21 protein-coding genes are annotated in these 23,528 nt (G+C 64.4%); 11 read left to right on the top strand and 10 right to left on the bottom strand.

The window, feature by feature from the left end; genetic code table 11:
* Positions 1-117 precede the first annotated feature (117 nt).
* A complete protein-coding gene (locus J2754_RS13390) occupies positions 118-1,467 on the bottom strand; it encodes an aspartate aminotransferase family protein (RefSeq protein ID WP_211087722.1) in 1,350 nt (449 codons plus the stop codon).
* Positions 1,468-1,653: 186 nt separating this feature from the next.
* Here J2754_RS13390 and J2754_RS13385 point away from each other — a divergent pair, with 186 nt between their 5' ends.
* From J2754_RS13385 to J2754_RS13375, 3 genes are all read left to right on the top strand, one after another.
* Positions 1,654-2,760 (top strand): class II histone deacetylase, encoded by a 1,107-nt coding sequence (locus J2754_RS13385; protein WP_211087721.1) that lies wholly within the window; start codon positions 1,654-1,656, stop codon positions 2,758-2,760.
* Positions 2,761-2,860: 100 nt separating this feature from the next.
* Positions 2,861-3,763 carry an ABC transporter permease gene (locus J2754_RS13380; RefSeq protein ID WP_211087720.1) on the top strand — a complete coding sequence of 301 codons (903 nt, stop codon included), beginning with the start codon at positions 2,861-2,863 and terminating at the stop codon, positions 3,761-3,763.
* Between the two features lies 1 nt (position 3,764).
* Complete coding sequence (locus tag J2754_RS13375; RefSeq protein WP_211087719.1) at positions 3,765-4,598, top strand: ABC transporter permease; 834 nt, start codon at positions 3,765-3,767, stop codon at positions 4,596-4,598.
* A 156-nt stretch (positions 4,599-4,754) separates the two neighbouring features.
* Here the strand turns inward: J2754_RS13375 and J2754_RS13370 are convergent, their stop codons facing one another.
* Complete coding sequence (locus J2754_RS13370; protein ID WP_211087718.1) at positions 4,755-5,954, bottom strand: ABC transporter substrate-binding protein; 1,200 nt, start codon at positions 5,952-5,954, stop codon at positions 4,755-4,757.
* Between the two features lie 224 nt (positions 5,955-6,178).
* Here J2754_RS13370 and J2754_RS13365 point away from each other — a divergent pair, with 224 nt between their 5' ends.
* Entirely contained in the window at positions 6,179-7,252 is a 1,074-nt protein-coding gene (locus J2754_RS13365; RefSeq protein WP_211087717.1) for an ABC transporter ATP-binding protein, read from the top strand.
* Between the two features lie 33 nt (positions 7,253-7,285).
* On the opposite strand, the gene J2754_RS13360 is transcribed toward J2754_RS13365, so the two are convergent.
* Positions 7,286-8,587: a glutamine synthetase family protein gene (locus J2754_RS13360; protein ID WP_211087716.1), complete on the bottom strand. Its 1,302-nt coding sequence runs from the start codon at positions 8,585-8,587 to the stop codon at positions 7,286-7,288.
* A gap of 236 nt (positions 8,588-8,823) precedes the next feature.
* On the opposite strand from J2754_RS13360, the gene J2754_RS13355 reads away from it, so the two are divergent.
* Positions 8,824-9,450: a type 1 glutamine amidotransferase gene (locus J2754_RS13355; protein WP_211087715.1), complete on the top strand. Its 627-nt coding sequence runs from the start codon at positions 8,824-8,826 to the stop codon at positions 9,448-9,450.
* Positions 9,451-10,751: 1,301 nt separating this feature from the next.
* On the opposite strand, the gene J2754_RS13350 is transcribed toward J2754_RS13355, so the two are convergent.
* The 3 genes from J2754_RS13350 to glyA form a co-directional block, all read right to left on the bottom strand.
* On the bottom strand, positions 10,752-12,032 hold the full coding sequence (locus J2754_RS13350) for an amidohydrolase (RefSeq protein WP_211087714.1): 1,281 nt from the start codon (positions 12,030-12,032) through the stop codon (positions 10,752-10,754).
* Position 12,033: 1 nt separating this feature from the next.
* Positions 12,034-12,453 (bottom strand): GlcG/HbpS family heme-binding protein, encoded by a 420-nt coding sequence (locus tag J2754_RS13345; protein ID WP_211087713.1) that lies wholly within the window; start codon positions 12,451-12,453, stop codon positions 12,034-12,036.
* 173 nt (positions 12,454-12,626) lie between these two features.
* The gene (gene glyA / locus J2754_RS13340) at positions 12,627-13,874 is read right to left on the bottom strand and encodes a serine hydroxymethyltransferase (protein WP_211087712.1); all 1,248 of its coding nucleotides are present in this window, start codon (positions 13,872-13,874) and stop codon (positions 12,627-12,629) included.
* A gap of 325 nt (positions 13,875-14,199) precedes the next feature.
* Here glyA and ilvA point away from each other — a divergent pair, with 325 nt between their 5' ends.
* Positions 14,200-15,438 carry a threonine ammonia-lyase gene (gene ilvA, locus J2754_RS13335; RefSeq protein ID WP_211087711.1) on the top strand — a complete coding sequence of 413 codons (1,239 nt, stop codon included), beginning with the start codon at positions 14,200-14,202 and terminating at the stop codon, positions 15,436-15,438.
* 69 nt (positions 15,439-15,507) lie between these two features.
* Positions 15,508-15,888, top strand: coding sequence for a Rid family detoxifying hydrolase (locus J2754_RS13330; RefSeq protein WP_211087710.1), 381 nt, complete (start codon positions 15,508-15,510; stop codon positions 15,886-15,888).
* A 117-nt stretch (positions 15,889-16,005) separates the two neighbouring features.
* Here J2754_RS13330 and J2754_RS13325 read toward each other — a convergent pair whose 3' ends face one another.
* Complete coding sequence (locus J2754_RS13325) at positions 16,006-16,917, bottom strand: DUF8073 domain-containing protein (RefSeq protein WP_211087709.1); 912 nt, start codon at positions 16,915-16,917, stop codon at positions 16,006-16,008.
* A 237-nt stretch (positions 16,918-17,154) separates the two neighbouring features.
* Between J2754_RS13325 and J2754_RS13320 the strand changes: the two genes are divergently transcribed.
* Positions 17,155-17,799 carry a helix-turn-helix domain-containing protein gene (locus J2754_RS13320; RefSeq protein ID WP_211087708.1) on the top strand — a complete coding sequence of 215 codons (645 nt, stop codon included), beginning with the start codon at positions 17,155-17,157 and terminating at the stop codon, positions 17,797-17,799.
* A gap of 12 nt (positions 17,800-17,811) precedes the next feature.
* Here J2754_RS13320 and J2754_RS13315 read toward each other — a convergent pair whose 3' ends face one another.
* Both J2754_RS13315 and J2754_RS13310 read right to left on the bottom strand, forming a co-directional pair.
* Entirely contained in the window at positions 17,812-18,177 is a 366-nt protein-coding gene (locus J2754_RS13315) for a hypothetical protein (protein WP_211087707.1), read from the bottom strand.
* A 2-nt stretch (positions 18,178-18,179) separates the two neighbouring features.
* Positions 18,180-19,322 carry an aromatic ring-hydroxylating oxygenase subunit alpha gene (locus J2754_RS13310; RefSeq protein WP_211087706.1) on the bottom strand — a complete coding sequence of 381 codons (1,143 nt, stop codon included), beginning with the start codon at positions 19,320-19,322 and terminating at the stop codon, positions 18,180-18,182.
* Positions 19,323-19,546: 224 nt separating this feature from the next.
* On the opposite strand from J2754_RS13310, the gene solA reads away from it, so the two are divergent.
* From solA to J2754_RS13295, 3 genes are all read left to right on the top strand, one after another.
* The gene (gene solA, locus J2754_RS13305; protein WP_211087705.1) at positions 19,547-20,692 is read left to right on the top strand and encodes an N-methyl-L-tryptophan oxidase; all 1,146 of its coding nucleotides are present in this window, start codon (positions 19,547-19,549) and stop codon (positions 20,690-20,692) included.
* A 275-nt stretch (positions 20,693-20,967) separates the two neighbouring features.
* Positions 20,968-22,728, top strand: coding sequence for a BCCT family transporter (locus tag J2754_RS13300; RefSeq protein WP_188879003.1), 1,761 nt, complete (start codon positions 20,968-20,970; stop codon positions 22,726-22,728).
* Between the two features lie 85 nt (positions 22,729-22,813).
* On the top strand, positions 22,814-22,975 hold the full coding sequence (locus tag J2754_RS13295) for a hypothetical protein (protein ID WP_176969903.1): 162 nt from the start codon (positions 22,814-22,816) through the stop codon (positions 22,973-22,975).
* A gap of 55 nt (positions 22,976-23,030) precedes the next feature.
* On the opposite strand, the gene J2754_RS13290 is transcribed toward J2754_RS13295, so the two are convergent.
* Positions 23,031-23,474 carry a universal stress protein gene (locus J2754_RS13290; RefSeq protein WP_188879002.1) on the bottom strand — a complete coding sequence of 148 codons (444 nt, stop codon included), beginning with the start codon at positions 23,472-23,474 and terminating at the stop codon, positions 23,031-23,033.
* Positions 23,475-23,528: the final 54 nt, after the last annotated feature.

The following is a 23,528-nucleotide window of genomic DNA, read 5'->3' as shown; positions in this document are numbered from 1 at the left end:
CTCTCACAAGTAATAAAATCATGCCCTTGGTCGATAGAAACTGACGGAAAATAAACCTCGACATAGAGGGACACGGCACGCCGGGCACCGGATATCTGACGTGGTGCGTTCGGCGTCTCACTCTCCCTGTTCGTCCGCCAGTCGCGGTGCGATCGTCTCGAAGGCCTCTAGGTGTTCCTCAACGTGTTCCTCGGTGTGTTGGACGCTGATCGTCCACTGCTGGGAGGCACTGTGTGGATGGGGCATAACGCCCCGGTTCAGCATCGCGAACCAGTAGTTCTCGTGGAACTCCACATCGACGTGTTCGATCCAGTCCCGATAGTCGCGGATGGTCTCGTCAGTGAACGAGACGATACCTTGTGAGTTCACGTGTTCGACGTGTCCGGTGATACCGTGGTCAGCCATAATGTCCTCGTACCCCGCGACGAGGCGCCCTCCGAGGTCGTTCACGTGCCTGTAGGCGTCATCGTCCAGCACATCGCGGAGCTGGGTGATGACGGCACGGAGCGCGAGCGGATTCGCGTTATACGTTCCGTAGTGGGCTGCGCCGTTCTCTATCTCGCGCATCACCGCCTCCGACCCGCCGAACGCACCGACCGGTAGGTTTCCGCCGATACTCTTCGCCATCGTCACGAGGTCGGGCTCGACGTCGTAGTACTCCGCTGCACCGCCGGGTGCGACTTTCACGCCCGTCTTTACCTCGTCGAAGATGTAGACGAGCCCGTACTCGTCACAGAGCTCGCGCAAGCCTTGCAGGAACTCCCCGTATGGCTGCGTCACCCCGACGTTCATCACGATGGGCTCGACGATGATCGTCCCGATCTCGTTTATGTGCTCGCGGAGAACGCTCTCGATCGCCTCGAGGTCGTTCCAGGGTCCGATCTCGACGGTTTCGGCCACTTTCGTAGGAATGCCCTCGCTCTCGACGACGCGCGTCGGTCGGTCGGCGTGCCCGAGCTTCTCGCGACCCGCCGCTTTGCTGAGGAGGACGTAGTCGTGACAACCGTGGTACGATCCCTCTATCTTCAACACCTTGTCTTTCCCCGAGTGTGCGCGCGCGACGCGAATCGCGTGCATCGTGCTCTCGGTCCCGCTGTTCGTGAAGCGCACGAGGTCCATCCCCGACCACCGCTTTTTCAGCTCCGCCGCTGCCTCGTGGAGGAGCTTGCTCGGCTTCGTGTACAGCGTTCCCTCGTCCAACTGTCGGCTCGCCGCCTCCGTGATGGCCGGGTGGGCGTGTCCGCTCATCCCCGCGCCGTTGTTCAACCCGAAGTCGAGGTAGTCGTTCCCGTCGACGTCCGTGAAGTGGACGCCCGAAGCCTCGTCGATATAAAGCGGGTGGGGATCCCACTCGCGGTACGTGGAGCCGACCCCGCTGGGGACGTGTCGTTTCGTCTCCGCGTGGAAGTCGGCGCTGGTCGGAGTCCGATCACGATACGTCGATTCGACGTCGTTCCAGAGTTGCATGGGTGGATGAGTGTGTGGCGGACAGGCCCGGGGTTCGGGACGGTGTCGCCCGTCTCCGATAACGCGTTCTGCGTTCGTCGACGGACGACATCGTATCCGCGCCACCCGAAGGCTGTCCGCGCACTCACTTCACTGTTCCGCCCCCATCGACGAAACGTATTAGTCGTCACCCGCCGTCCCACCTCCGTGACCCGCGTCACCGCGTTTTGGGACGACAGTTTTCTCGCACACGAACCACCGGCCGGCGAGTTCGAGGCGGCGTGGACCGGACGGCTCGCCGTTGAGGAACCGCACCCGGACAGGGCGGCGCGCGTCGAGAACATCCGGCACATCCTCCGCTACGAGTTCGACGACCACGTGACGTGGGAGCCCGCGCCGGCTGCGACGCGTGCGCAACTCGAACGTGTCCACGACCCGTCGTACGTCGACTCGTTCGAGGCGTTCTGCCGCGACGGCGGCGGCCGTCTCACGGCCGAAACGGGCGCCAACGAGCACTCCTTCGAGGCCGCGAGGCACGCCGCCGGCGGCGCAATCGCGGCCGTCGATTGCGCGATCGACACCGAGCGAGCGGGTATCCCGTACGCGTGCGTTCGACCGAGCGGACACCACGCCCAGCCCGCGCAGGCTGACGGCTTCTGTTTCTTCAACAACGTCGCCGTCGCTGCCGAGCACGCGCTCGTGAGTAGTGCCGTCGATTCGGTCGCCGTCGTCGACTGGGACGTTCATCACGGGAACGGGACGCAGGAGTGCTTCTACGACCGCGATGACGTCCTCTTCGTCTCTCTGCACAACGATCATTGGTCGTGGGATCGCGACGCGCACCCGCAGACGGGTGACCTCGACGAATCCGGGATCGGTGACGGGGACGGATACAATTTGAACGTTCCGCTCCCCCCCGGAACGGGCGACGAGGGGTACACAGCGGCGTTCGATAGAGTCGTCGCCCCGGTCGTTGGAGAGTTCGATCCCGACCTCCTCCTCGTTTCCGCCGGCCAGGATCCCGGAACGGTCGATCCGCTCGGGCGGAACGTGGTGACCAAAGAGGGGTTCCGCACCCTCGGCGACCGTGCCCGTACACTGGCAACGGCCGTGGACGCCCCTCTCGCTCTCGTTCAGGAGGGGGGCTATCAGGTGAGCCACCTCCCGTACGCCACCCTCGGCGTCCTCGAAGGTGCCGTCGGCGTCGACACCGGCATCGAGGACCCGTTCGCATGGCTCGACGAGGACGCCGACTCGGCCCACCGCCGCCTCGACTCCGTCGTCGAGCACGCGTCCGCGTGGTGGGATGTCTAAGTATGCGGAACAAAATGTTAAGTACACGCAGAATACTCGTCGAACGTGATGCGTGTGTATCGCCATAAGCGAACACGTGTGACACAACAGATGTGATACGATGACAGAAACGACAAGTACACAGGCAATCTCGGAGTCCTCGTTCCTCGACCGGATCGCCGAGAACTCCTACGTCCAGCTACTGGTGACCGCCGGTCCGATACTCCTGCTCGAGGGCATCTTCTTCCTCGGGCCGCTGTTCATCATGTTGATGATCGCCACGATGGAGATGGAGAACTACAACCTCGTGGCCCACTACGGCATCGACAACTTCGTCGCCGGGGTTACGAAAGTCCAGAACATCGCCGCCTTCGAGAACACCGTCCTCATCGCGGCGCTCACGACGGTGACGGCCGCGATCGTCGCGTACCCGATCGCGTACTACATCGCGCGCTTCGGCGGTGAGTACCAGAACCAACTCGCCGCTCTCGTCATCATCCCGTTCTGGACGAACTACGTCGTTCGCATCTACGGGTGGCGTATCATCCTCTCGGAGGACGGACTTCTCAATAACTTCCTGTCGTTCGCCGGCATCATCAACGAGCCGCTGACATTCGTGCTCAACACCCGGTTCTCCATCTGGTTCGGGCTCGTCTACCTCTGGCTTCCATTTATGATTCTACCGCTCTACTCGACGCTCGGTACCATCCGAGACGAGTACGTCGAAGCGGCCTACGACCTCGGTGCGTCCCGCTGGAAGGTGTTCAAGCGTATCATCTTCCCGCTGTCCGTTCCGGGGCTCGTCGCCGGTACGACGTTCGTGTTCATCTTTAGCATGGGCGCGTATATCGTCCCGTCCCTCCTCGGTGGCGGTATCCCGTACGTCGGAACGCGCATTCAGTACGAGTTCGGCTTTGGCGCTGACTGGCCCGCCGGTTCCGCGCTCGGTAGTATCCTCATGCTCATCGTGCTCGTCGCGCTGGGTGTGATGCTCAAGTACGCGAATATGGAGGACCTCTTCTGACATGAGTACGCAGACAGACACCACGGAGGGCGCATCGGGAGACGACCGGCGCGCGCTGGCCGCCGTCGGCCGCTGGGTCTCAGCGCACTGGCTCGGGGGATGGACCGTCCTCGTGATGCTGTTCCTCTACACGCCCATCATCGTCATTGTCGTCTTTTCCTTCGAGGAGGGCGCGTTCTCCAACCTGCCATGGGACGGATTCACGCTCACGTGGTATCGACAGCTTCTGAGTAACTCTCAGGCGATGAACTCCATCGTAAACAGCCTGTACGTGGCGTTCTTCGTGACGACCGTCGGAACGATCCTGGGGACGCTCGGCGCCGTCGCGCTGGTCCGTCGGAACTTCCGTCTGAAGGGCATCTACCGGACGCTCGTCCTCGCACCGATGACGATTCCAGGGCTCATCCTCGGCGTCGCCATCCTCATGATGTTCAACTACCTCGAGGTGACGCGGACGCTCCGAACGGTTATCATCGCGCAACTCGTCTTCGTCGTACCGTTCGTCGTCGTGACGGTGAGTTCCCGGCTCCGCGGCTTCGACCCCCTACTCGAGGAGGCCGCGCGAGACCTCGGTGCGTCCCGATGGACGGTCTTCCGGCGTATCACACTCCCGCTGCTCGCTCCGGGGATCATCAGCGGTGCGCTGTTCGCGTTCTCGCTCTCCTTCGACGACTTCCTCATCGCCTTTTTCACCTCCGGCGTACAGAACACGCTTCCCGTGTTCATCTTCTCTACTATCAACCGGGCGACGTCACCCATCGTCAACTCCATCTCGACGCTCGCCTTTGTCATCTCGATGACGGTCATTGCGGCCAGTCAGTACTTCCAAGACTGACGGGATCGTGGATCGGTCCGACGGTCTCTATCTACCGTCCTTTTGCCAGTACGATGCAATCCAGCGTTGACGGTGACGACTGGTGCCCCACTTACGGATGAACGCGTCGCTCGAGAGCGACGTCGAAGGAAAAGGTAAGCTGGGAAGCGTCCCGCCTCAGAGGCTGGAGTTTGCCTTCGCGCGCGACCACATGTCGAGCCACTCGTCCTGCTGTGGGGAGATTTTGTACTGGACGAGATCTTCAAGAAGGTGCTCTGCAGCCTCGAACCCCTGGTCTTTATACATCATGATGGTCTTCTGCTCTTCCTCGCTGAACTCATCGAAAGCGGCCGTGTTGACGGGCGCCCCCTTCGATTCAGCGTCTTCCCAACAGATAGAGTACTGACCCTCCGGCGTGAGCGCTTGGTTATGGAACTCGACCGCGAGGTCGCGATTGAGGTCGGGATTATTGACGAGAGTGAGACCCTCCGTCCAGTACCAGCCGCCGATGTCGCTCGGATACATGAGCTTCATCCAGTCGTTGCCTTCGGCGCGGAGCTGACTCAGCCCGAAGTTCCCCGTCCCCATGACGAGCGTGGCGTTCCCCTGCAGCATGTCCTGTCGGACACCCGCTGCGCCGCCGTGGACGGCGACGGCGCTGTCGAACATCTTCACGAGGGTATCTTCGACCTGCTGGAGCCTCGAATCCGAGAGCTCGATATCCATCGGGTTCTGCCCGTCGAGGTCGAAGAGCTGCATGATGACGAGCGGGATCGTCCACGTGGGCCAGTCGAGCAGCGTTATCTCGCCATCGAAGCTCCCGTCCCACGCGGCCGCGTACCCCCTCTCCTCGAGCGTGGAGAGGTCGACCGAGCGGTCGTCGTAGCCGAGTCCGCCCCACCCCCACCGCGGCGGAGCCGCGTACATCTGTCCCTCGTTGACGAAGGTGTCGTAGGGCCAGCTGAACTGACTCATCCAGTTCTCCCGCGAGGGGTAGTCGCCCTCCTGAACGGGTCTGATGGTGTCCGCCCGGGCGTTGCGCTTCGCCCACGTGTTGTCCAGCACCATCACGTCGAATTGATTCACCCCGCCGGCGTTCAGGGTGTTGAACCCCTCGACGTCGGAGGAGATGAGTTTCACGTTCACGGTCGCGCCGGTCTGCTGCTCGAGCATTTCAGCGACGCCGCCGTACCCCGCCCACGTGAGGACGTTCAGCGACTCGCCACCGTACCCGCTACTATCGTCGCTCCCGCTGTCGTTCCCCGATGAGGAGCCGCTTCCTCCACCGCCGCCTCCGCCGCAACCGGCGAGTGCTGCCGCTCCGGCTGCGCCCGTCACGGTGAGTAGTTTCCGCCGTGTCGTCGTATCGTCTCGCATGCTGACGTACCTGCCAAACACGTCCGCCAGTATAATCGTTTTGATGGACTATCTGCGAATTATAGGGTAGATTTGGTTGTAATAGTGAAAATAACTGACTACATGATTGGATATAGGCCTATCAGATGCACGCGTAACATCTGCCTATGGTCGGTACCTTGAAATAGGGTTCCGCTCTATACAGGAGTGATTCGGCGGAGCGAACCCGCCACGTCCCCATATCCATGAGTGAAAGTGGACACGTCCGACTCGACGCACTCCGGAAGGAGTACGACGACACCGTCGCGGTGAACGGCATCGATCTCGAAGTACAATCCGGCGAGTTCTTCACCCTCCTCGGTCCCTCCGGGTGCGGGAAGAGCACGACGCTACGCTGTATCGCCGGTCTCGAGACGCCGACTAACGGCGACGTCCGAATCAGCGGACAGCGCGTCACGTCGCTTCCGGCCAACAAGCGCGATACGAGTATCGTGTTTCAGGAGTGGGCTCTGTTCCCACACATGACCGTCGGAGAGAACGTCTCCTTCGGCCTCGAGATGCGCGACGTTCCGAAGGCCGAACGCGAAGAGCGCGTCGAGAGCGTCCTCGAACTCGTCGAGCTCGACGGCTATCAGGACCGCGACGCCGACGCGCTCTCCGGCGGCCAGAAACAGCGCGTCGCGATGGCGCGCTCCATCGTTCAGGAGCCCGACGTCCTCCTCCTCGACGAACCGCTCGCATCCCTCGATCGCGCGCTCCGCGAGCGCCTGCAGATCGAGCTGAAGGAGATACAGGAGGAGCTCGGCATCACGTTCGTTCACGTCACGCACGACCAAGAGGAGGCGCTGACGATGAGCGATCGTATTGCCGTAATGAACGACGGTCAAATCGAGCAGGTGGGCGAGGCCATGGACCTCTACGAGCACCCCAACACCCGGTTCGTTGCGAGCTTTCTCGGCGAGACGAACCTCTTCGAAGGGCGGATCTCGCGCGCCGACGGCCGAGTCGTCCTTGCCGGCGATATCGACGTCACGCTCGTCCAAGACGACGGCGTCGACCTCACCGAGGGGCAGAACGCCGCCTACACAGTGCGTCCCGAGAGCCTACGGCTGGGAGCCGATCTCGCCGCGGACAACGCGTGGGAGGGTGTCGTCGAGAACGCGATTTACAAGGGCTCTCGGACCCTCTACGAGGTCGACGTCGGCGAACGCGTGCTGACCGTACAGTTCCAGCGCCAGCAGGGCGTCGAGCGGTTCGACGAGGGAGAGGACGTCCTGATCGGGTTCGATTCCGACGACGGTGAGCTCGTGCTGAGCTGAGCGGGACGCGAGACGCGCGGTCGCTCTCTCCCGTCAGCGCATGTCGACGTAGCGTTCACGCTCCCAGTCCGTGACGCACGCGTCGAAGGCCGCGAGGTCGCGACGTCGCGTACAGAGGTACGCCTCGACGGCGTCGCTTCCGAGCCGGCCGATGAGTGCGTCGTCGTTCTCCAACGCTTCGAACGCTTGCATAGGCGTCTGCGGGAGCGTCCGTGCGTCGCCGTCCACCGTCTCGGCGCCCGACCGTCCAGCGTCGAGGCCGCGTTCGATGCCGTCGAGGCCCGCGGCCAGCGTCGCCGCGATGAAGAGATAGGGGTTCGCGTCGGCCGCGCCGATACGGTTCTCGACGCGCGTGTATCCGGACGGGACGCGGAACGCCGTTCGTCGGTCGTCGTACCCCCACGTCGCGGCGTATGGGGCGAATCCCTCCGGATCGAGGCGTTTGTAGCCGTTGAGCGTCGGTATCCCGAACGCTGTCAGCGCGTCCGCGTGTTCGACGAGCCCGCCGACGAACTGCCGGCCGACTTCGGAGAGCGTGTCCGCCCCGTCGTCAAACGCGTTCTCGCCGTCGCGCTGCGCGCTGACGTGGAGGTGATAGCCGCTCCCGCTCTCGTCGCCAAACGGCTTCGGCATGAACGTCCCGACGGTGTCGGTCAGCGTCGCCGTCCGCTTCACGAGTCGGACGAAGTCGAACGTCCGATCAGCCTGCGTGAGCGCGTCGCTGTGGTCGAAGAGGACTTCGAGCTGTCCCGGACCGTGCTCGTGTTCGAGCGAATGAATCGGGATGCCGTACGCCGGCGCCCACTTCGAGAGGCGGTCGTAAAACGGTGCAACGCGCTCAGTGACCTCTGAGACCCACTCGTGTTTGTGATCGGTCGCGGGCGCGTACCCCTCGTCGCTCTCCTCGAGGAGGTAGAACTCGAGCTCGCTTCCGACACCGAACTCTATCCCGACGTCCGCCGAGTCGAGGACGTTCCGGAGCGCGCTGCGCGGAGCGGCGGCGACGCGCTGGCCCTCATATTCCACGTCACAGAGCACCCGCGCCGCGTCGTCGCGCCACGGTAACGTGCGGAGCGTCGACGGGTCGGGTCGAAGGATCCCGTCGCCGTACCCGATGGCCTCACCGAACTTCGAGTTCGACGGCACTTCATTGCGCGTCGTTTGGACGAGCAACAGCATGTTGACCGGGATTCCGTCTTCCCAGACGTCGAGGAACCGCTCCGTCGTGAGTTGCTTCGAACGCGACATCCCGTTCACGTCCGCAAACTCCACGAAGACGTGACGAACGTCGGCGGCCTCGAGACGCTTCGCCATCGTTTGCTGGGTATCAGTCATATCTCAGCTCGACCGCCGACGTAATCGACGGCCACATTATCGTACGGACTTGTACCAGTGTCATATATCTTTGCCCACACATGGCTTTTACATCCCGATGTGTACGGCGGATAGATCTCTGCGTGAGTAGAGACGCGACGCACGATGACGCGAATCGATACTAGCCTCCGCGGTTTTTCGTCTCACGCGCCGTGAACACACTTATAGTACCACGATCCGCCACGAAGCATGAGCCAATGATCAGCGTTCTCGACACCGAAGTCGAACCCGATTACCGGTATCTCGGCCCCGAGATCGCGCGGCTACTCTCGGCGTCCGACTATCGGGTCTTCGCCGACGATCCGACGCCGCCCGACCTCGACGACGTCGACGGGATCGTCCTCAGCGGGAGCACCGCGAGCGTCTACGACGATCACGACTGGATAGATCCGGAGTCTCGCCTCGTCAAGCGGTGCGTCGAGCGAAACGTTCCGCTGCTCGGCATTTGCTTCGGTCACCAGCTCGTGAATCAGGCGCTGGGTGGGACGGTCGAGCGCGACGAGCGACGGGCAACGTTTGTAAAGATGTCACGCACTGATCCGGAGGACGCCGTTCTCGACGGCGTTGCTCCTATTGTGCCGGTGCTCCACGCCGATGTCGTCACCGAACTGGGTGACGGCATGGTCGCGACGGCGTCGACATCGTATAGCGACTATTTCTGCTCGCGGCACGTGGACGCGCCACTCTGGACGGTGCAGTTCCACCCCGAGTTCACCGAGCGCGTCGTCGGCGAGCCGGACGATTTTACTCCCGGGGCATACGGGTTTGCGGATTCGAATGCGACCCGCGTCCTCGACAACTTTGCGCGCGTCTGCGAGCGATAGCCGAGTTCTAGCACTCGAAGTTCCTCGATGTATTCGGGTACACCGACGAGACAGGACTGACTCTCCTTCACGATGAGTGGCGTGAACCAAGAGTATCGCATCTGCCGTCGCATCGACCGTCGTGATTGTCGCCGACAGCATCGATACCAGTTCCCCCATCCTCGACACCGACGCCGTCGTCTCTGATGGGACGTGTTTTACATCGATATAGACGTCATATACTGGATTAGGGGATTAAGATACATAATACGTGTACGCACTACTTTCGACATCAGGTGTTCGTTTGTATCCCACGACCGGGTAAATAGTAGACGGAAGAAACTATAATTCGGGCCAAGTTCGCGTTCAGGAACGATAGCACGTCGGCCAGTATCACGGTCGTATCGTCGCTCTCGGAAGGCGGTGAGACTCCACGTTCGTTACGTGTGTTCCACCAGGTAACGAATTCTTTTGACCACGTTTTTGAATCTCCGGACCGATGTGGCTGAAAAACATCGATTAGAGAGTACGTGCGAACTTTTATCAATCTATCTATATTTTCACGGTATTACGATTTTCGTGACGAGCGGTTTGAAACCGGATCCCCGATCGTCGGAGTGCAGTCCTAGATACTCGGCGTGATCGACGAGACACACCGCCTTATCGAGACACGATGTATCTCGTTCGCCGATCAGAACACTCCGTATTCCGGTGCTGTCTTCGATGTCGCGTTTCCCACGGATTCCGGAGGACCCGTTATGCCAACGCCGTCGTTCCGTCGAGCGCGATGTGAGCGGAATTCACGCCGTCAACGAATATAGATCGGTCTTCCGTACTCGGTCGTGAACGGCCTTCCGTGAGCGCTCGGTGCCGGTTCGTATCAGTTGCAAAGATAGTATTTTGAGATGAATTTTAGACAGATGTGCACTGGCTTGTTGAGTCAGTTTGAGGAACGAGCAGGTCGCTGAGTAACGTGCCTAGAGATGCTCGTAGACCTGCTCACTTTTCAAACTGACTCAACTAGACAGTGCGCGCCGACCGGATTCGGGCGGACGACCTCGGGTGCGTATGCCCCCGATCGGCGTCCTAAATTCACTAAGAGGTATTTACACACCTATCGGTGTAATATGCCGTGCGGGATACCTAGGCGACGATGGGCTGCGACGACGCCGCGCTCCCCGAGTCGGTGCCAGCCCTCGGCCCGTACGGCGTCGAGGAATTCGCGGAGTGCCGAGGATGCGCCAGCGACGCTCCGAGTTCGGTGTCGACAGAAGCCATCGAGACGGCCCGCGGTCCACCACGGGGCGAACGGTGGTCGCGATCTATGCGTCGTCGCCGAGAGTCCGCCGGATAGCGCGCGTGAGCACGTCTATTCCGATATCGATACTGGCTTCGTCGATGTCGAACGTGGGCGTGTGGTGACCGCTCGGGTGGTCGGTGCCGACGATGACGTACGTCGCTTCGCCGCCGCGCTCTTGTACCCGGCGCATGAGGTACGTGGCGTCCTCACTCGCGCCGAACGGCGCGCTCGGGCGAACGGACTCGACGGCTGGAACGTTGGTGGCGACGGCGCCGACGATGTCCGCGAGGCCGTCGTCGCTGTCGACGCGCGGCGCCCGTCCGACGGTCTCCGTCGAGAGGGTACAGTCGTGCATCGCGCCCGCGTGCTCGAGGACGCGGTCGACGCGATCCGTGAGGTAGTCGAGGACATCGTTCGTCCCAGCACGCGCCTCGAGTTCGAGGACGGCGTCGTCCGCGACGACGTTCGACGCGGTGCCGGCCTCGACGCGTCCGACGTTCACGCGAGTGAGCGCGTCAGCGTGCCGCGCGATCCCGTAGACGTTCTGCACCGTCGTGGCCATGGCCTGGACGGCGTTTCGCCCCTCGTGTGGTGCCGCGCCGGCGTGTGCGCTCTCGCCGGTGAAGCGGGCGTGCGTCTGGCGGATCGCGAGCGGTTTCTCGACGCCGGAGACGATTTCGCCCGTCGGGTGATCGAAGCCGACGTGCACCGCGAAGAGGGCATCGATGTCGTCGGCGTGCCCGCTCTCGGCCATCGGACGACCGCCACCGAGTACCTCCTCCGCCGGCTGGAAGAAGAGTTTGAAGGTTCCCGCGAAGTCGCTCGCCTTCACGGCCTCGAGGACGCCGAGGCCGATCGTCATGTGGGCGTCGTGCCCGCAGGCGTGCATGACGCCCGTGTTCTCCGAGCGGAACTCCTCTGCCGCGGGCTGGTGCCCGTCGTCGTCCGCCTCCGTTACAGGGAGCGCATCGATATCGACCCGAAGGCCGACGACGGGGCCGGGTCCGCGATCGAGCACCGCGACGAGCCCGGTCGTCCCTCCTGCGGTCGCGTCAAGTACGTCCGCGCGTGCGCCCCGGTCAGCCGCGCGCTCGTGCCACCGGTCGAGCGTGTCGACGTCCGGCACCCCAACGCGCTCGTCCGCGTCGAGCGCCGATGAGCCGACGTGCAGGCTGTCGACGCCGATCTCCTCGACGGCGTCGACGAGCCGGCTCGTCGTCAGGAACTCGCACCACGACGGTTCCGGATACGCGTGGAACGTGCGGCGCTGGGCGATCTGGGGATCCGACTCGGTGAACGCCATCTTACGCGGTGTGCTCCTCGAACGCGTCGAGCGCGGCTTCGGCGACGGCCATGTCCTGCGAGACTTCGCCGCCGCTGACGCCGATGGTGCCGATGATGTCGCCGTCGCGTACGATCGGATAGCCGCCGCCGAAGACGACGAGGCGGTTCTCGTCCGTCGTCTGGAGTCCCCAAAGTGACTCCCCGGGCGTCGACGCCTCCGCGAGGTCGTGCGTGGGCATCTGGAGTGCCGCCGCCGTGTACGCCTTGTTCCGCGAGATGGAGACGCTCGCCAGCCACGCGTCGTCCATCCGGTGTTGGGCGACGAGGTTCCCCTCCGGGTTTGCGACCGTGATCACCATCTTCAGATCCATCTCGGCGGCGGCTGCCTCGGCTTCCTCGATCAGATCCGTCGCTTCGGTCAGCGTGATTGTCTCACTCATGACGTGTGCTGATAGTCGGGTACGACACTTAGTAGTACGTGCCGAGGGCGCACATATTCAACCACAAATCATACACATGCTGATGTGTTTCGGTCGGCGGGACTCGACGCCGTCGGCGATGGGACTTGGGGGCACGACGCTGCCTCGGTGCGCGACCGCAAGCGTTCGCCCGATTAGTCGTAGAGCGGGTACGCGTCGGTCAGTTCGTCGACCCGTGCGCTGACGCCCTTGATCACGTCCTCGTCGTTCGGGGCGTCGACGACGTCCGCGATGAGGTCGCCGACCTGGCGCATCTCCGCCTCCTCAAAGCCGCGCGTCGTGAGCGCGGGCGTCCCCGCACGGATACCCGAGGGGTTGAACGCCGAGCGCGACTCCCCCGGCACCGTGTTGGCGTTGAGGACGATCCCCGCCTCCTCCAGCGCCGCTTCGACGTCCTTCCCGGCCGTCTCCGGATGCGACGGCCGGAGGTCGGCGAGGACGAGGTGGGTATCCGTCCCGCCGGAGACGAGCGAGAGCCCGCGCAGTTCGAAGGTCTCCGCGAGCGCCTCGGCGTTCTTTACGACCTGCGCGGCGTACGCGTCGAACTCGGGGTCAAGGGCCTCGCCGAATCCGACGGCCTTGCCCGCGACGTTGTGCATGAGGGGACCGCCCTGTATCCCGGGGAAGACGGCGGCGTCGACGTCGTCGGCGTACTCCTCGCGACACATGATGAGGCCGCCGCGACCTGAGCGGATCGTCTTGTGCGTGCTCCCGGTGACGAAGTCCGCGATGCCGACCGGACTCGGATGCTCGCCCGCCGCGACCAGCCCCGTGATGTGCGCGATGTCGGCCATGTGGTAGGCGCCCACCGAATCGGCGCTCTCCTGGATCGCCTCCCAGTCGACCTCGCGGGGGTACGCGGAGAAGCCGGAGATGACGAGGTCGGGTTCGACGTCGCGAGCGAGCTCGTCGAGGCCCGCGTAGTCGAGGCGTCCGGTCTCGCTGTCGACCTCGTACTGCACGACGTCGTAGAGCTTGCCGGCGGCGTTCGCGGGATGGCCGTGCGAGAGGTGCCCGCCGTGCATCAGGTCGAGCGAGAGGATCGTATCGCCCGGATCGAGGACGGACATGAGGACCGCCATGTTCGCCTGCGACCCGGAGTGGGGCTGGACGTTGACGTGCTCGGCCCCCCAGAGCTCCTTCGCGCGCTCGATCGCGAGCTGCTCGACGTCGTCGGCGTACTCGCAGCCGCCGTAGTAGCGCCCGCCGGGGTAGCCCTCCGCGTAGTTGTTCGTCAGCTCGGAGCTCTGTGCCTCCATGACCGCCTGACTGACGTGGTTCTCGCTCGCGATCATCGCCAGCGTTCCGTTCTGCCGCTCGCGCTCGCCCGTCAGCGCCGACGCCACCGCTGTGTCGATCCGCCGGACCGTTTCGTACGTCATCGTCCGCACGTCACGGGACTCTCCTATAGGCCTTCGCCGTCCCCCGCCCGCCGCACCGCGAGAACACGACCTCTCAAATCTTGGGGGTATAGAGGCACATGTGTTTCGCGTCGCGGACGTCGCTCGACGAGCAGATCGCCGATCCGCCAACGCGCATCGATACCGGCTGTCTCACTGCTATTCGTCTCCCCCGTCGTTCCAGTCGGCGGTTCGTGGCGACGCGTCGATCGCGGGGCGACGATAGCTATATACTCCGTCGCTGTCATGGCCGCCTATCGCGACGACGCGGGCGAGTCGCGCCCGCACGGGCGACGAGGAAAACACGATGACCGACGCACCCCACCACCCGATCCAGTACAGCGACATCGAGCGCGCGCGCGAGCGCCTCCGCGACGACGTCGTCAAACGCACGCCGGTCGAGCGCAGCACGTCGATCGGCGAGCTCGTCGACGCGGACGTCCACCTGAAGATGGAACACCTCCAGTGGACGGGCTCGTTCAAGACGCGGGGCGCGTTCAACAAGATCAGCCAGGACGTCGCGGACGGCGTCGATGAGTTCGTGGCGGCGAGCGCGGGCAACCACGCCCAGGGCGTCGCGCTCGCCGCGACCGAGTGCGGTGCGGACTCTACGGTCGTGATGCCCGAGACCGCACCGCAGGCGAAGGTCGACGCAACGCGCGACTACGGTGCGAGTGTCGAGCTCGTCGGCGAGGACTTCCAAGAGACGATGGCACACGCGCAGTCGCTCGTCGAGGGCGCCGACGCCGAGTTTGTCCACGCCTACGACGATCCAGACATCGTCGCCGGCCAGGGGACCCTCGGCATCGACATGTACGAGGACCTCCCCGAGATGGACACCGTCGTCGTCCCGATCGGCGGCGGGGGGCTCATCTCGGGGATCGCGACCGCGATCAAACACCACGATCCGAGCGTTCGTGTCGTCGGGGTGCAGGCCCGCGGTGCCGAAACTGTCCACGCGAGCCTCGATAAGGGCGCGCCCGTGACGCTCGACGAGACGGACACGATCGCCGACGGTATCGCGACCGGCGGCATCTCTGAGCTGACGCTGCGCACCATCGACGCCCACGTCGACGAGGTCGTGACCGTCACCGACGACGAGATCACGCGCGCGATCCTCCTCCTTCTCGAACGCGCGAAGCAGGTCATCGAGGGCGCGGGCGCGGCGTCCGTCGCGGCGCTCCTCGGCGACGACCTCGACGTCGCGGGCGAGACCGTGATGCCGCTGCTCTGCGGAGGGAACCTCGACATGACGATGCTCCAGACCGTGCTCGTACACGCGCTCACCGACCGCCAGCAGACGCTCCGGTTGCGCGTGCAAATCGACGACCGTCCCGGCGAGATGGAGCGTCTCGCTGGGCTCATCGCCGAGCGCGACGCGAACATCCACGATGTCCGGCACGTCCGCGCCGACGAGTCGCTCGACGTCGGGGAGGCGTATCTCCTCTTCCGCGTGGAGACGAACGGCGCCGAGCACGCCGCCTCGATCGTTACCACGATCGAAGGCGCCGGATACACCGTCGACGACGTCACCCGGGGCACCTAAATAATCCGAGTGGTCGTGGTTCCCCCCGCGTCGAGCGGTTTTACTATCGATCGGGTAGACCGAATGCGTGTGACGCGAATTATCAGTACAGACGGTGCGGCAGCGGCAGTCGGAGCGTACAGTCAGGCGACGACGAACGGCGATCTCCTCTTCACCGCCGGGCAACTCCCGTTGACGGCGGACGGCGACCTCCTCGACGACGCGCCGGTCGACGAGCAGACCGCACAGTGCCTCAGGAACGTCGAGGCCGTCCTCGCCGCGGAGGGACTCGACGCAAGCGACGTCCTGAAGACGACGGTGTTCCTCGACGACATCGACGACTTCGACGCGTTCGACGCGGCGTACAGCGACTTCTTCGACGACGAGCCGCCGGCGCGGAGCGCGGTCGGCGTCGCCGACGTCCCGAAGGGCGCCGCCGTCGAGATCGAGGTCGTCGCCGACGCCGACTGAACGCCCGGAGGCGGCCCCGGTCGGACGATCGACCGACGCCAAGACGGTGACGCGTTCGGTGCCGGATCGCGGGGGCTACGCGACGGTTGCGACTGTGCTGCGGGGGCTAGGGGGCTATCACGACTGGACCGCGGTCTCCCGGAGGCGAGCGAGGATCTGTTCTCGGCCGACCTGGCCGTCGTCGTCGCGGGTGAGACGCCCCATCACGAACTCGAGGAGGTCGAGATCGGTGAGCAACTCGAAGGCGTCCATGCGTTCGATGCCGAGACACCGCCCGACCTCGCGGATCGTGCCGGCGTCGTTCACGGCCGCCACGAGGTCGTCGACCGTCACCGACTCCGGGAGGCCCATCCCGTCAGTCCGGATCGGCGGCGCGGTATCGTCGCGGACGTCCGGTGTCGCGGACGGCGACTGCGCGGCGGGCGCGGCCTCCGGTGTCGCGGCGTCGTCCGCGTCCCCGGTGTCGTAGCTGTCCGGTTCGTGGATCCCGTTCCGGATCATGTAGCGCCGCACGGTCTCGGCGGAGACGTCCATCTCGATGACGTCCGCCATCTCGGCGAACGTCTCGCACGACGCGTAGATCTCGGCGAGCCGATCGGCGTCCCGGAACGGCGGTACGTCGGCGTCGCCACCGCCCTGTGCGTCGTCGGGCGTGGGCGTCGTCGCCGTCGGTGCGTTGCCCGCCGACGATCCCGATCTGACGGGCGTTCGCGCCGTGACGACGGCGGTCGGAGTGGGGGTGAGGGAGACGTCACGCACCGCGACATCGATGGCGTCGGCGTGGGAGGGAACGAGCGGACCGCTCAACGCGAGCGTGACCGCGAGCGAGCCGTCGGCGTCGAGGGAGGCGTCTCGGACGTCGACAGCGGCCGTTGGCGTCCCGTCGTCGGTCGCGAGCGCGATGTCGGCGTCGACGCGCGCTTCGTCGTCCGTGATCGTGACGTCCGCGCCACGGACGTCGATGCTCGACCGCTGTTCGCATTTCTCAAGGAAACACCCAATCCGTTGCAGTGAGTCTCCCACAGACATACTGGTCGTGACCACGGATCCGGCGTCCCTGAAACGCGGTGTGGAATAGTGAGAGGGTTTATACGACAGAATAATACGTTAGGGCTAAATTATAAATATATCCGCCCGATTCGTTCCTATAGTGAGTGGGTATAGACAATATTGTTCGGAGAAGAGGGGTATTTCTGAACGGAAGCCCGCGGATCGTCTCGGGTCGCCGTCGCGCGGGACGCGTCGCCGCGGCCGTCGGGAGGAACGGTGAGCCTCGTCACCGTTGCGGACATCAGACACGACGATCTGGCGTTGACGCCGACCATCGAGTCCCACGCGAGCGACGAGCTCAAGGTCGTCTCGCAGTCCGCGACCGACCCCGAGACGGGCCAGTTCTTCTTCCTCGTGAAGGGGATCAATGGCGACTTTGAGGAAGCGCTCGACGCCGACCACACCGTTAGCGAGTGGACGCGCATCGCTGAGGAGGGGGACACGCGCATCTATCGGATCGGCCACACGGACGACACCATCCTCCTGTCGCCGATGGTCACCTCCTTGGGCGGGCTGATGCTCGAGGCGAAGGGCAGCGAACGCGGCTGGACGGTTCGCCTCCTCCTCACCGGGCGCGAGTCGCTCTCCGGCCTCTGGGAGTACTGCGAGTCCGAGGGGATCGATTTCACGCTCAAGCGGACGTTCCGACAGGACGGCTGGGAGCACGGCGAGCCGAGTACGCTCACCGACGCACAGCGCGACGCGCTCGTCACCGCGTACGAGGAAGGGTACTTCGAGGAGCCGCGTGAGGCCTCTCTCGCCGACCTCGCGGACGGCCTCGGCATCTCTTCGACCGCTGTCAGCGGTCGGATCCGCCGCGGGACCGCCCAGCTCGTCGAATCGACGCTGCTCGAAGAATAGGAGCGGCGTCGCTTAGACCACGAGGACGTGGTCGTCCCGCGGCTCGTAGATCGCACCCTCCATCCGGAGGTCGTAGATCGCATCGAGCGTCGTCTCGATAGTGACCCCCTGTTCGGAGAGTGCCGCTGTGAGGACGCCGAGAGGGACGCCGTCGGGATACTCGTCGCCGAGCGCGTCAAGCGCGGTCTCGATGTCGTTCGTGTCGAGTCCGACGCCGAGCGCCGTCTGCTCCCACTTGATGGCGTGCCCGGTGACGCTACGGTGGCGCCGATAGCGCTCGATCGCGTCGTTCGGCTCCGTGATGACGGCGTGGAAGTCGCAGGCCGCACACGTGATCGCGCCGGCGTGCGGCCGCTCGGCGTCCGTTGTCGACGCCATTGTCAGGCCTCGTAGGATTCCTGCGCGAGCCGGTGGAGCTTGTGGACGGTGTGCTCGTTCGGGCCGAGTTGGGCCTGCGCGAGCGCGCCCGAGCGCAGCCCCTCGTACTGGCGCTCGACCAGCTCGAAGTCTTCTTCTTGGAGCTGACGGCTCGTCTGGACGAACTTCTCCTCCTCGTCGGTGAGCTCGGAGTCACGGAAGTAGTAGTCGGCGACGAGCTGGAAGCGACCCTCATCGATCGGATCGATGATGTACGTCCCGTACCCGTCGGCGGTGCCGTACATGTTTACAGTGAAGTTCGGCCAGAAGTAGTAGAACTTCGCCTCGTGTTCCTCGTGGATGCGCATTTCGTCGTCGACGTCCTCCTTATGCTGGTAGTGGAGGACCCAGTGGTAGTCGTTGACTTCGAGTTCGGACTCCATGAGTTCGAGGCCCTGCACCCAGTCCTGGTGGTTCGCCTGACAATGATCGCACTCCGAGTAGTTCCCGCTGAACGTCTTCCAGTTGCACTCGACCTCGGAGACGTAGCGCCGCGCATGCTCGTACTCTTCGAGAGGGAGGGCTTCGAGTTCGTCCTTCATCGACCCCGCCTGCTCCGCGAGCGTGAGGTCGGGGTCGTCCGCGAAGTTCACGAAGACGAGCGGGCCGATGGAGTCGGTGGTGACCTCCATGAGGCCGTTCTCCTCGGGGTCGAGTTCGCGGACGGCGTCGTCGTCGAGGTCGGGGTTGAGGCTGGCTTCCTCGAAGCTCTTCGGCGTGCTCGCGAGGTCGCCGTCGAGCTCGTACGCCCAGAGGTGGTACGGGCAGGTGATGCGACTGAGGGTGCCGGGATCGGTCATCGGCGTGTCCTCGAGCATCTTCGAGCCGCGGTGCGCGCAGACGTTGTAGAACGCCCGAACGTCGCCCTCGCCGTCGCGCGTGACGATTATCTGCTTGTCACCGATGGTGCGCGTGAAGTAGTCGCCGCGCTCGGGGACGTGGTTCGCGTGGCCGGCGTACACCCAGTAGCGGCCGAAGACCTTCTCCTTCTCCATCTCGTGGACGTCCGGGTCGGTGAAGTACTCTGCCGGGAGGGCGTTCGTCTCCTCGGTGATGTCGGCGCTCACCGCACCGACGTCGTCGTGGCCGTCGTTCCAGCGCGTCATGTGAGAACGGTAGACAGTAACGGTAAAAATGGTTCGTCGGGAATACGGCACCCGTATAAGTGAAGGCGGAATACGCGGCCGATCGCAGTAGATGGGACTGAAAACATGGACGGATCAGAACCAACGCGAGGGCGGCGGGGGCGACGTCGCGGTGGACGAGCGTATAAACGGTTCACATCCGAGGGTGAAGACTCAAGAACGGGGATATCGAACTCGGGAAGACGATGGCTACGACCGACCGATACGATACGATCGTCGTCGGGGTCGGCGGGATGGGGAGCGCGACCGCCTATCACCTCGCCGAGCGCGGCCACGACGTCCTCGGCCTCGAACGCTACGACATCCCGCACACAAAGGGGTCCTCGCACGGTATCACGCGAATCATCCGGCGCGCATACTACGAGCATCCCGCGTACGTGCCGCTCATCGAGCGCGCGTACGACCTCTGGGACGAGCTCGCGGCGGAGACCGGCCGCGACGTCATCCACCGGACGGGCTCGATCGACGCCGGACCCGCGGACGATCAGGTGTTCGCGGGCTCGAAGCGCTCCTGCGAGGAGCATGACATCCCACACGAGGTGTTGTCGGGCGCGGCGGTGAACGAGCGCTTCCCCGGCTACGACCTCCCGGAGGACTACCGAGCCGTGTACCAGGCGGACGGCGGGTTCGTCGTCCCCGAGCAGGCGATCGTCGGCCACACGGAGGCCGCCCAGGCGCGCGGCGCGGAGATACGCGCCCGCGAGCGCGTCGAGGATTGGGCGGAGACGAACGACGGGGGCGTCCGCGTCCGGACGGACCGCGGCGTCTACGTCGCGGACTCGCTCGTGCTCGCCGCGGGCGCGTGGACCCACACGCTCGCGGACGCCCTCGACGGGCTCGCGGTGCCCGAGCGCCAGGCGCTCGCGTGGTTCCAGCCGGACGGGGACGCGCTCGATGACTACCGGCCGGAGTCGTTCCCGGTGTGGAACCTCAGCGTCCCCGAGGGGCGCTTCTACGGCTTCCCCATCCACGACGTCCCCGGGTTCAAACTCGGGAAGTACCACCACCGCGAGGAGACCGTGGACCCGGACGACTTCGATCGGGAGCCGAATCGGGCGGACGAGGCCGTGCTCCGCGACGTCACGGAGAAGTACTTCCCGAGCGCGGCGGGACCGACGATGCGCCTCTCGACGTGCATGTTCACGAACTCGCCCGACGAGCACTTCATCCTCGATACGCTCCCCGACCACCCGCAGGTCGCGGTCGGCGCGGGGTTCTCCGGGCACGGCTTCAAGTTCGCGAGCGCTATCGGCGAGGTGCTCGCCGACCTCGCCGTCGACGGCGAGAGCGACCACGACATCGACATGTTCTCGCTCGACAGATTCGACTGATCGTCCATAGATACCACATATACCAACCAATCTAGGACGCTAGAATCCAATTTGGTCCCTTTCTGTCCCACTATGTCATAAACACCCTCGCATCTTCTGCCAAAGGGTTATGTGTCATGCTACCGACCTGCGTTCCGTACGCGTGACACCGACACGTACGATTCGATCGAGACGGAGTGCCGCCGAGACACGCCGGACGACTCAGTGAACACGACGAGGGACGAACCCATGATACAGTCAGCAGACAGCGACGACCAGGAGCGGAGGGCGTAACGATGTCGAACAGCGACGACGCGAGCGACGGCGTCTCGAAGGGACTACAGGTGGACCTCTTCCACCCGGAGACCGAGCGCGAACCCGGCGACGGGAACATCCAGAAGTGGGGCTTCGATGTTCACCCCGTCGTTTTCCCGGCCGCGCTCCTCATCATCGGGCTGTTCGTCGTCGTGACGCTCGTGCTCGGACAGCAAGCTGCGACCGTCTACTCCGACATTCGCGGCTTCTTCGAGGGGAACTTCGGGTGGTTCTACCTCCTCTCGGTGAACATCTTCATCGTCACGCTCCTCTTCTTCGCCGTCAGCAAGTACGGGAAGATCCGACTCGGCGGCGTCGAAGCCGAGACGGAGTTCAGCACGTTTTCGTGGATGGCCATGCTGTTCAGCGCCGGCATGGGTATCGGACTGATGTTCTACAGCGTCTCCGAACCGCTCTACTACGTCTCGAACGTCCCCGGCTTCTACAGCGCCGAAGCCGGCACCGGCGAAGCCGGCATCGCCGCGGTGACGCAGACGTTCTTCCACTGGGGATTCCACCCGTGGGCGATATACGGCCTCGTCGGGCTCGGCCTCGCGTTCTTCTCGTTCAACCGCGGGCTCCCGCTGACGTTCCGCTCGATCTTCTGGCCGCTCCTCGGCGAACGCATCTACGGCTGGCCCGGCCACGTCATCGACCTCGTCTCGGTGTTCGCGACGCTGTTCGGCCTCGCGACCTCGCTCGGCCTCGGCGTCGCCCAGATCAACACCGGTCTCTCCTACATCCTCGGGAGCAGCATGCTCGGGGTCGCGAACGTCCCGACCGGAACCATCCCACAGATACTGCTCATCGTCGCGATCACGCTCATCGCCACCGCGTCCGTCGCCGCCGGTCTCGACGCCGGTGTCAGACGTCTGAGCACGCTGAACGTCTACCTGATGTTCACGCTGCTCGGCTTCCTCCTCATCGTCGGCCCGACAATCTTCATCTTCAGCACGTGGGTGCAGGGCCTCGGCGCGTACTTCGGAGACCTCCTCACGCTCTCCTTCTTCACGGGCGCGCTCGGCGAGGGCGCAACGACCGTCCACGCCTGGACGGTGTTCTACTGGGCGTGGTGGATCGCGTGGTCGCCGTTCGTCGGGATGTTCGTCGCGCGCATCTCGAAGGGGCGGACGATCCGCGAGTTCGTCCTCGGCGTGCTCGTCCTCCCATCGCTGTTCTCCACCATCTGGCTCGCCGCGTTCGGCGGCAGCGGCCTCTTCAACACCCTGATGGGGAACGGCTCCGTGCTCGCGACGTACAATGACGTCGGGCAGACGGTCGCGATGTTCGCGATGCTGGACCAGTTCCCGATCGGCGCGATATCGGGACTGGTCGCGGTCCTGCTCGTCGTGACGTTCTTCGTGACGTCCTCGGACTCGGGGTCGCTCGTCGTCGACCACCTCACCTCCGGCGGGAAGCACGACGTCCCGCGCGCCCAGCGCATCTTCTGGGCGATGACCGAGGGCGGCGTCGCCGCGCTCCTGCTCTACGGCGGCGGGGAGGCGAGCCTCAACGCCCTCCAGACCGCCGCCATCGCCACTGGCTTCCCGTTCGCCATCATCCTCGTCGTGATGTGCTACACCGTCTACCTCGGCCTCAAGAACGAGTACGACGTCCTCGCCTCCGAGGAGTTCAAGGAGCGCATCGACGAGATGACCGACGAGGAGTTCGACATCAACACCTCCGGCACGGAGGTGGTGACGGACATCCGCGACACCGGCGCCGACGTCAGCGACGACTGACCGCACCAGACAGGCATCGACGCGGGTCGCCACGCGGCGCCCGTACTCGACTATCACCGCAGTACCTATCATTCCGCGCTCCGACATGACCGATACAGTAACCGTCCTCCGCGCCGGCGCGCTCGCCGTCGTCGTCGCGCTCTTCGGCGCCGGACTCGTACTGATGACGCGAGAACAGTTCCCGTTCGCCGGGCTCAGCTTCCTCGGCGCGAGCGTCCTCATCTACCTGCGCGAATCGCGCCTCTGAGCGCGGACTCGACTCCGGGAGACGGCGTCATCATCAGTCCAGCTCGGTGCGTGCACTAGCGCGCGTCGGCGTCCATCCGCTTCGAGACGACGGGAATCGTCGTCGAGCGCACGACCTTGTCGGTCGTGCCGCCGAGGACGTTCCCGAGTTTCCCGCGGTAGGCCGACCCCATCACGATGACGTCCATCTCCTCGTCCTCGGCATAGGAGATGATCTTGTCGCTGACCGAGCCGCTGCGCATCTCGGTCACGCAGTCGACGCCGTGCTCGGCGGCCAACGCCTCGACCTCGGCGAGCGTGTCGGCGCCGTGCTTGCGGTACTCCTCGCGGAGCGCCTCCTCGTCCTCCCGGAGGGAGAGCGAACGCGGGACGCCGGGGAGGTCGACGACGTAGAGCGCGTGGACGGTCGAGCCGAGCTCGGCGGCGAGCTCGATACCGTGTCGCGCGCCCATCTCCCCCTCGTCGCTCCCGTCGTACGGAATTAGCATCTCGTCGTACATACTCGGCTACGTGGGCGTTTCAGACAGCATTCGTAAAACGATTGTGCCGAAAGA

It is taken from the genome of Halarchaeum nitratireducens, assembly GCF_017874695.1.
Classification (GTDB): domain Archaea; phylum Halobacteriota; class Halobacteria; order Halobacteriales; family Halobacteriaceae; genus Halarchaeum; species Halarchaeum nitratireducens.
The sequence above is the reverse complement of the archived record's forward strand: the minus strand, read 5'-3'. Positions and strand labels throughout refer to the sequence as shown.

Bases quoted from the DNA above. Each gene is read 5' to 3' on its own strand.
- J2754_RS13390 (WP_211087722.1), bottom strand. From the start codon at position 1,467: ATGCAACTCTGGAACGACGTCGAATCGACGTATCGTGATCGGACTCCG.
- J2754_RS13380 (WP_211087720.1), top strand. From the start codon at position 2,861: ATGACAGAAACGACAAGTACACAGGCAATCTCGGAGTCCTCGTTCCTC.
- J2754_RS13375 (WP_211087719.1), top strand. From the start codon at position 3,765: ATGAGTACGCAGACAGACACCACGGAGGGCGCATCGGGAGACGACCGG.
- J2754_RS13370 (WP_211087718.1), bottom strand. From the start codon at position 5,954: ATGCGAGACGATACGACGACACGGCGGAAACTACTCACCGTGACGGGC.
- J2754_RS13365 (WP_211087717.1), top strand. From the start codon at position 6,179: ATGAGTGAAAGTGGACACGTCCGACTCGACGCACTCCGGAAGGAGTAC.
- J2754_RS13360 (WP_211087716.1), bottom strand. From the start codon at position 8,587: ATGACTGATACCCAGCAAACGATGGCGAAGCGTCTCGAGGCCGCCGAC.
- J2754_RS13355 (WP_211087715.1), top strand. From the start codon at position 8,824: ATGATCAGCGTTCTCGACACCGAAGTCGAACCCGATTACCGGTATCTC.
- J2754_RS13350 (WP_211087714.1), bottom strand. From the start codon at position 12,032: ATGGCGTTCACCGAGTCGGATCCCCAGATCGCCCAGCGCCGCACGTTC.
- J2754_RS13345 (WP_211087713.1), bottom strand. From the start codon at position 12,453: ATGAGTGAGACAATCACGCTGACCGAAGCGACGGATCTGATCGAGGAA.
- glyA (WP_211087712.1), bottom strand. From the start codon at position 13,874: ATGACGTACGAAACGGTCCGGCGGATCGACACAGCGGTGGCGTCGGCG.
- ilvA (WP_211087711.1), top strand. From the start codon at position 14,200: ATGACCGACGCACCCCACCACCCGATCCAGTACAGCGACATCGAGCGC.
- J2754_RS13325 (WP_211087709.1), bottom strand. From the start codon at position 16,917: ATGTCTGTGGGAGACTCACTGCAACGGATTGGGTGTTTCCTTGAGAAA.
- J2754_RS13315 (WP_211087707.1), bottom strand. From the start codon at position 18,177: ATGGCGTCGACAACGGACGCCGAGCGGCCGCACGCCGGCGCGATCACG.
- J2754_RS13310 (WP_211087706.1), bottom strand. From the start codon at position 19,322: ATGACGCGCTGGAACGACGGCCACGACGACGTCGGTGCGGTGAGCGCC.
- solA (WP_211087705.1), top strand. From the start codon at position 19,547: ATGGCTACGACCGACCGATACGATACGATCGTCGTCGGGGTCGGCGGG.
- J2754_RS13300 (WP_188879003.1), top strand. From the start codon at position 20,968: ATGTCGAACAGCGACGACGCGAGCGACGGCGTCTCGAAGGGACTACAG.
- J2754_RS13295 (WP_176969903.1), top strand. From the start codon at position 22,814: ATGACCGATACAGTAACCGTCCTCCGCGCCGGCGCGCTCGCCGTCGTC.
- J2754_RS13290 (WP_188879002.1), bottom strand. From the start codon at position 23,474: ATGTACGACGAGATGCTAATTCCGTACGACGGGAGCGACGAGGGGGAG.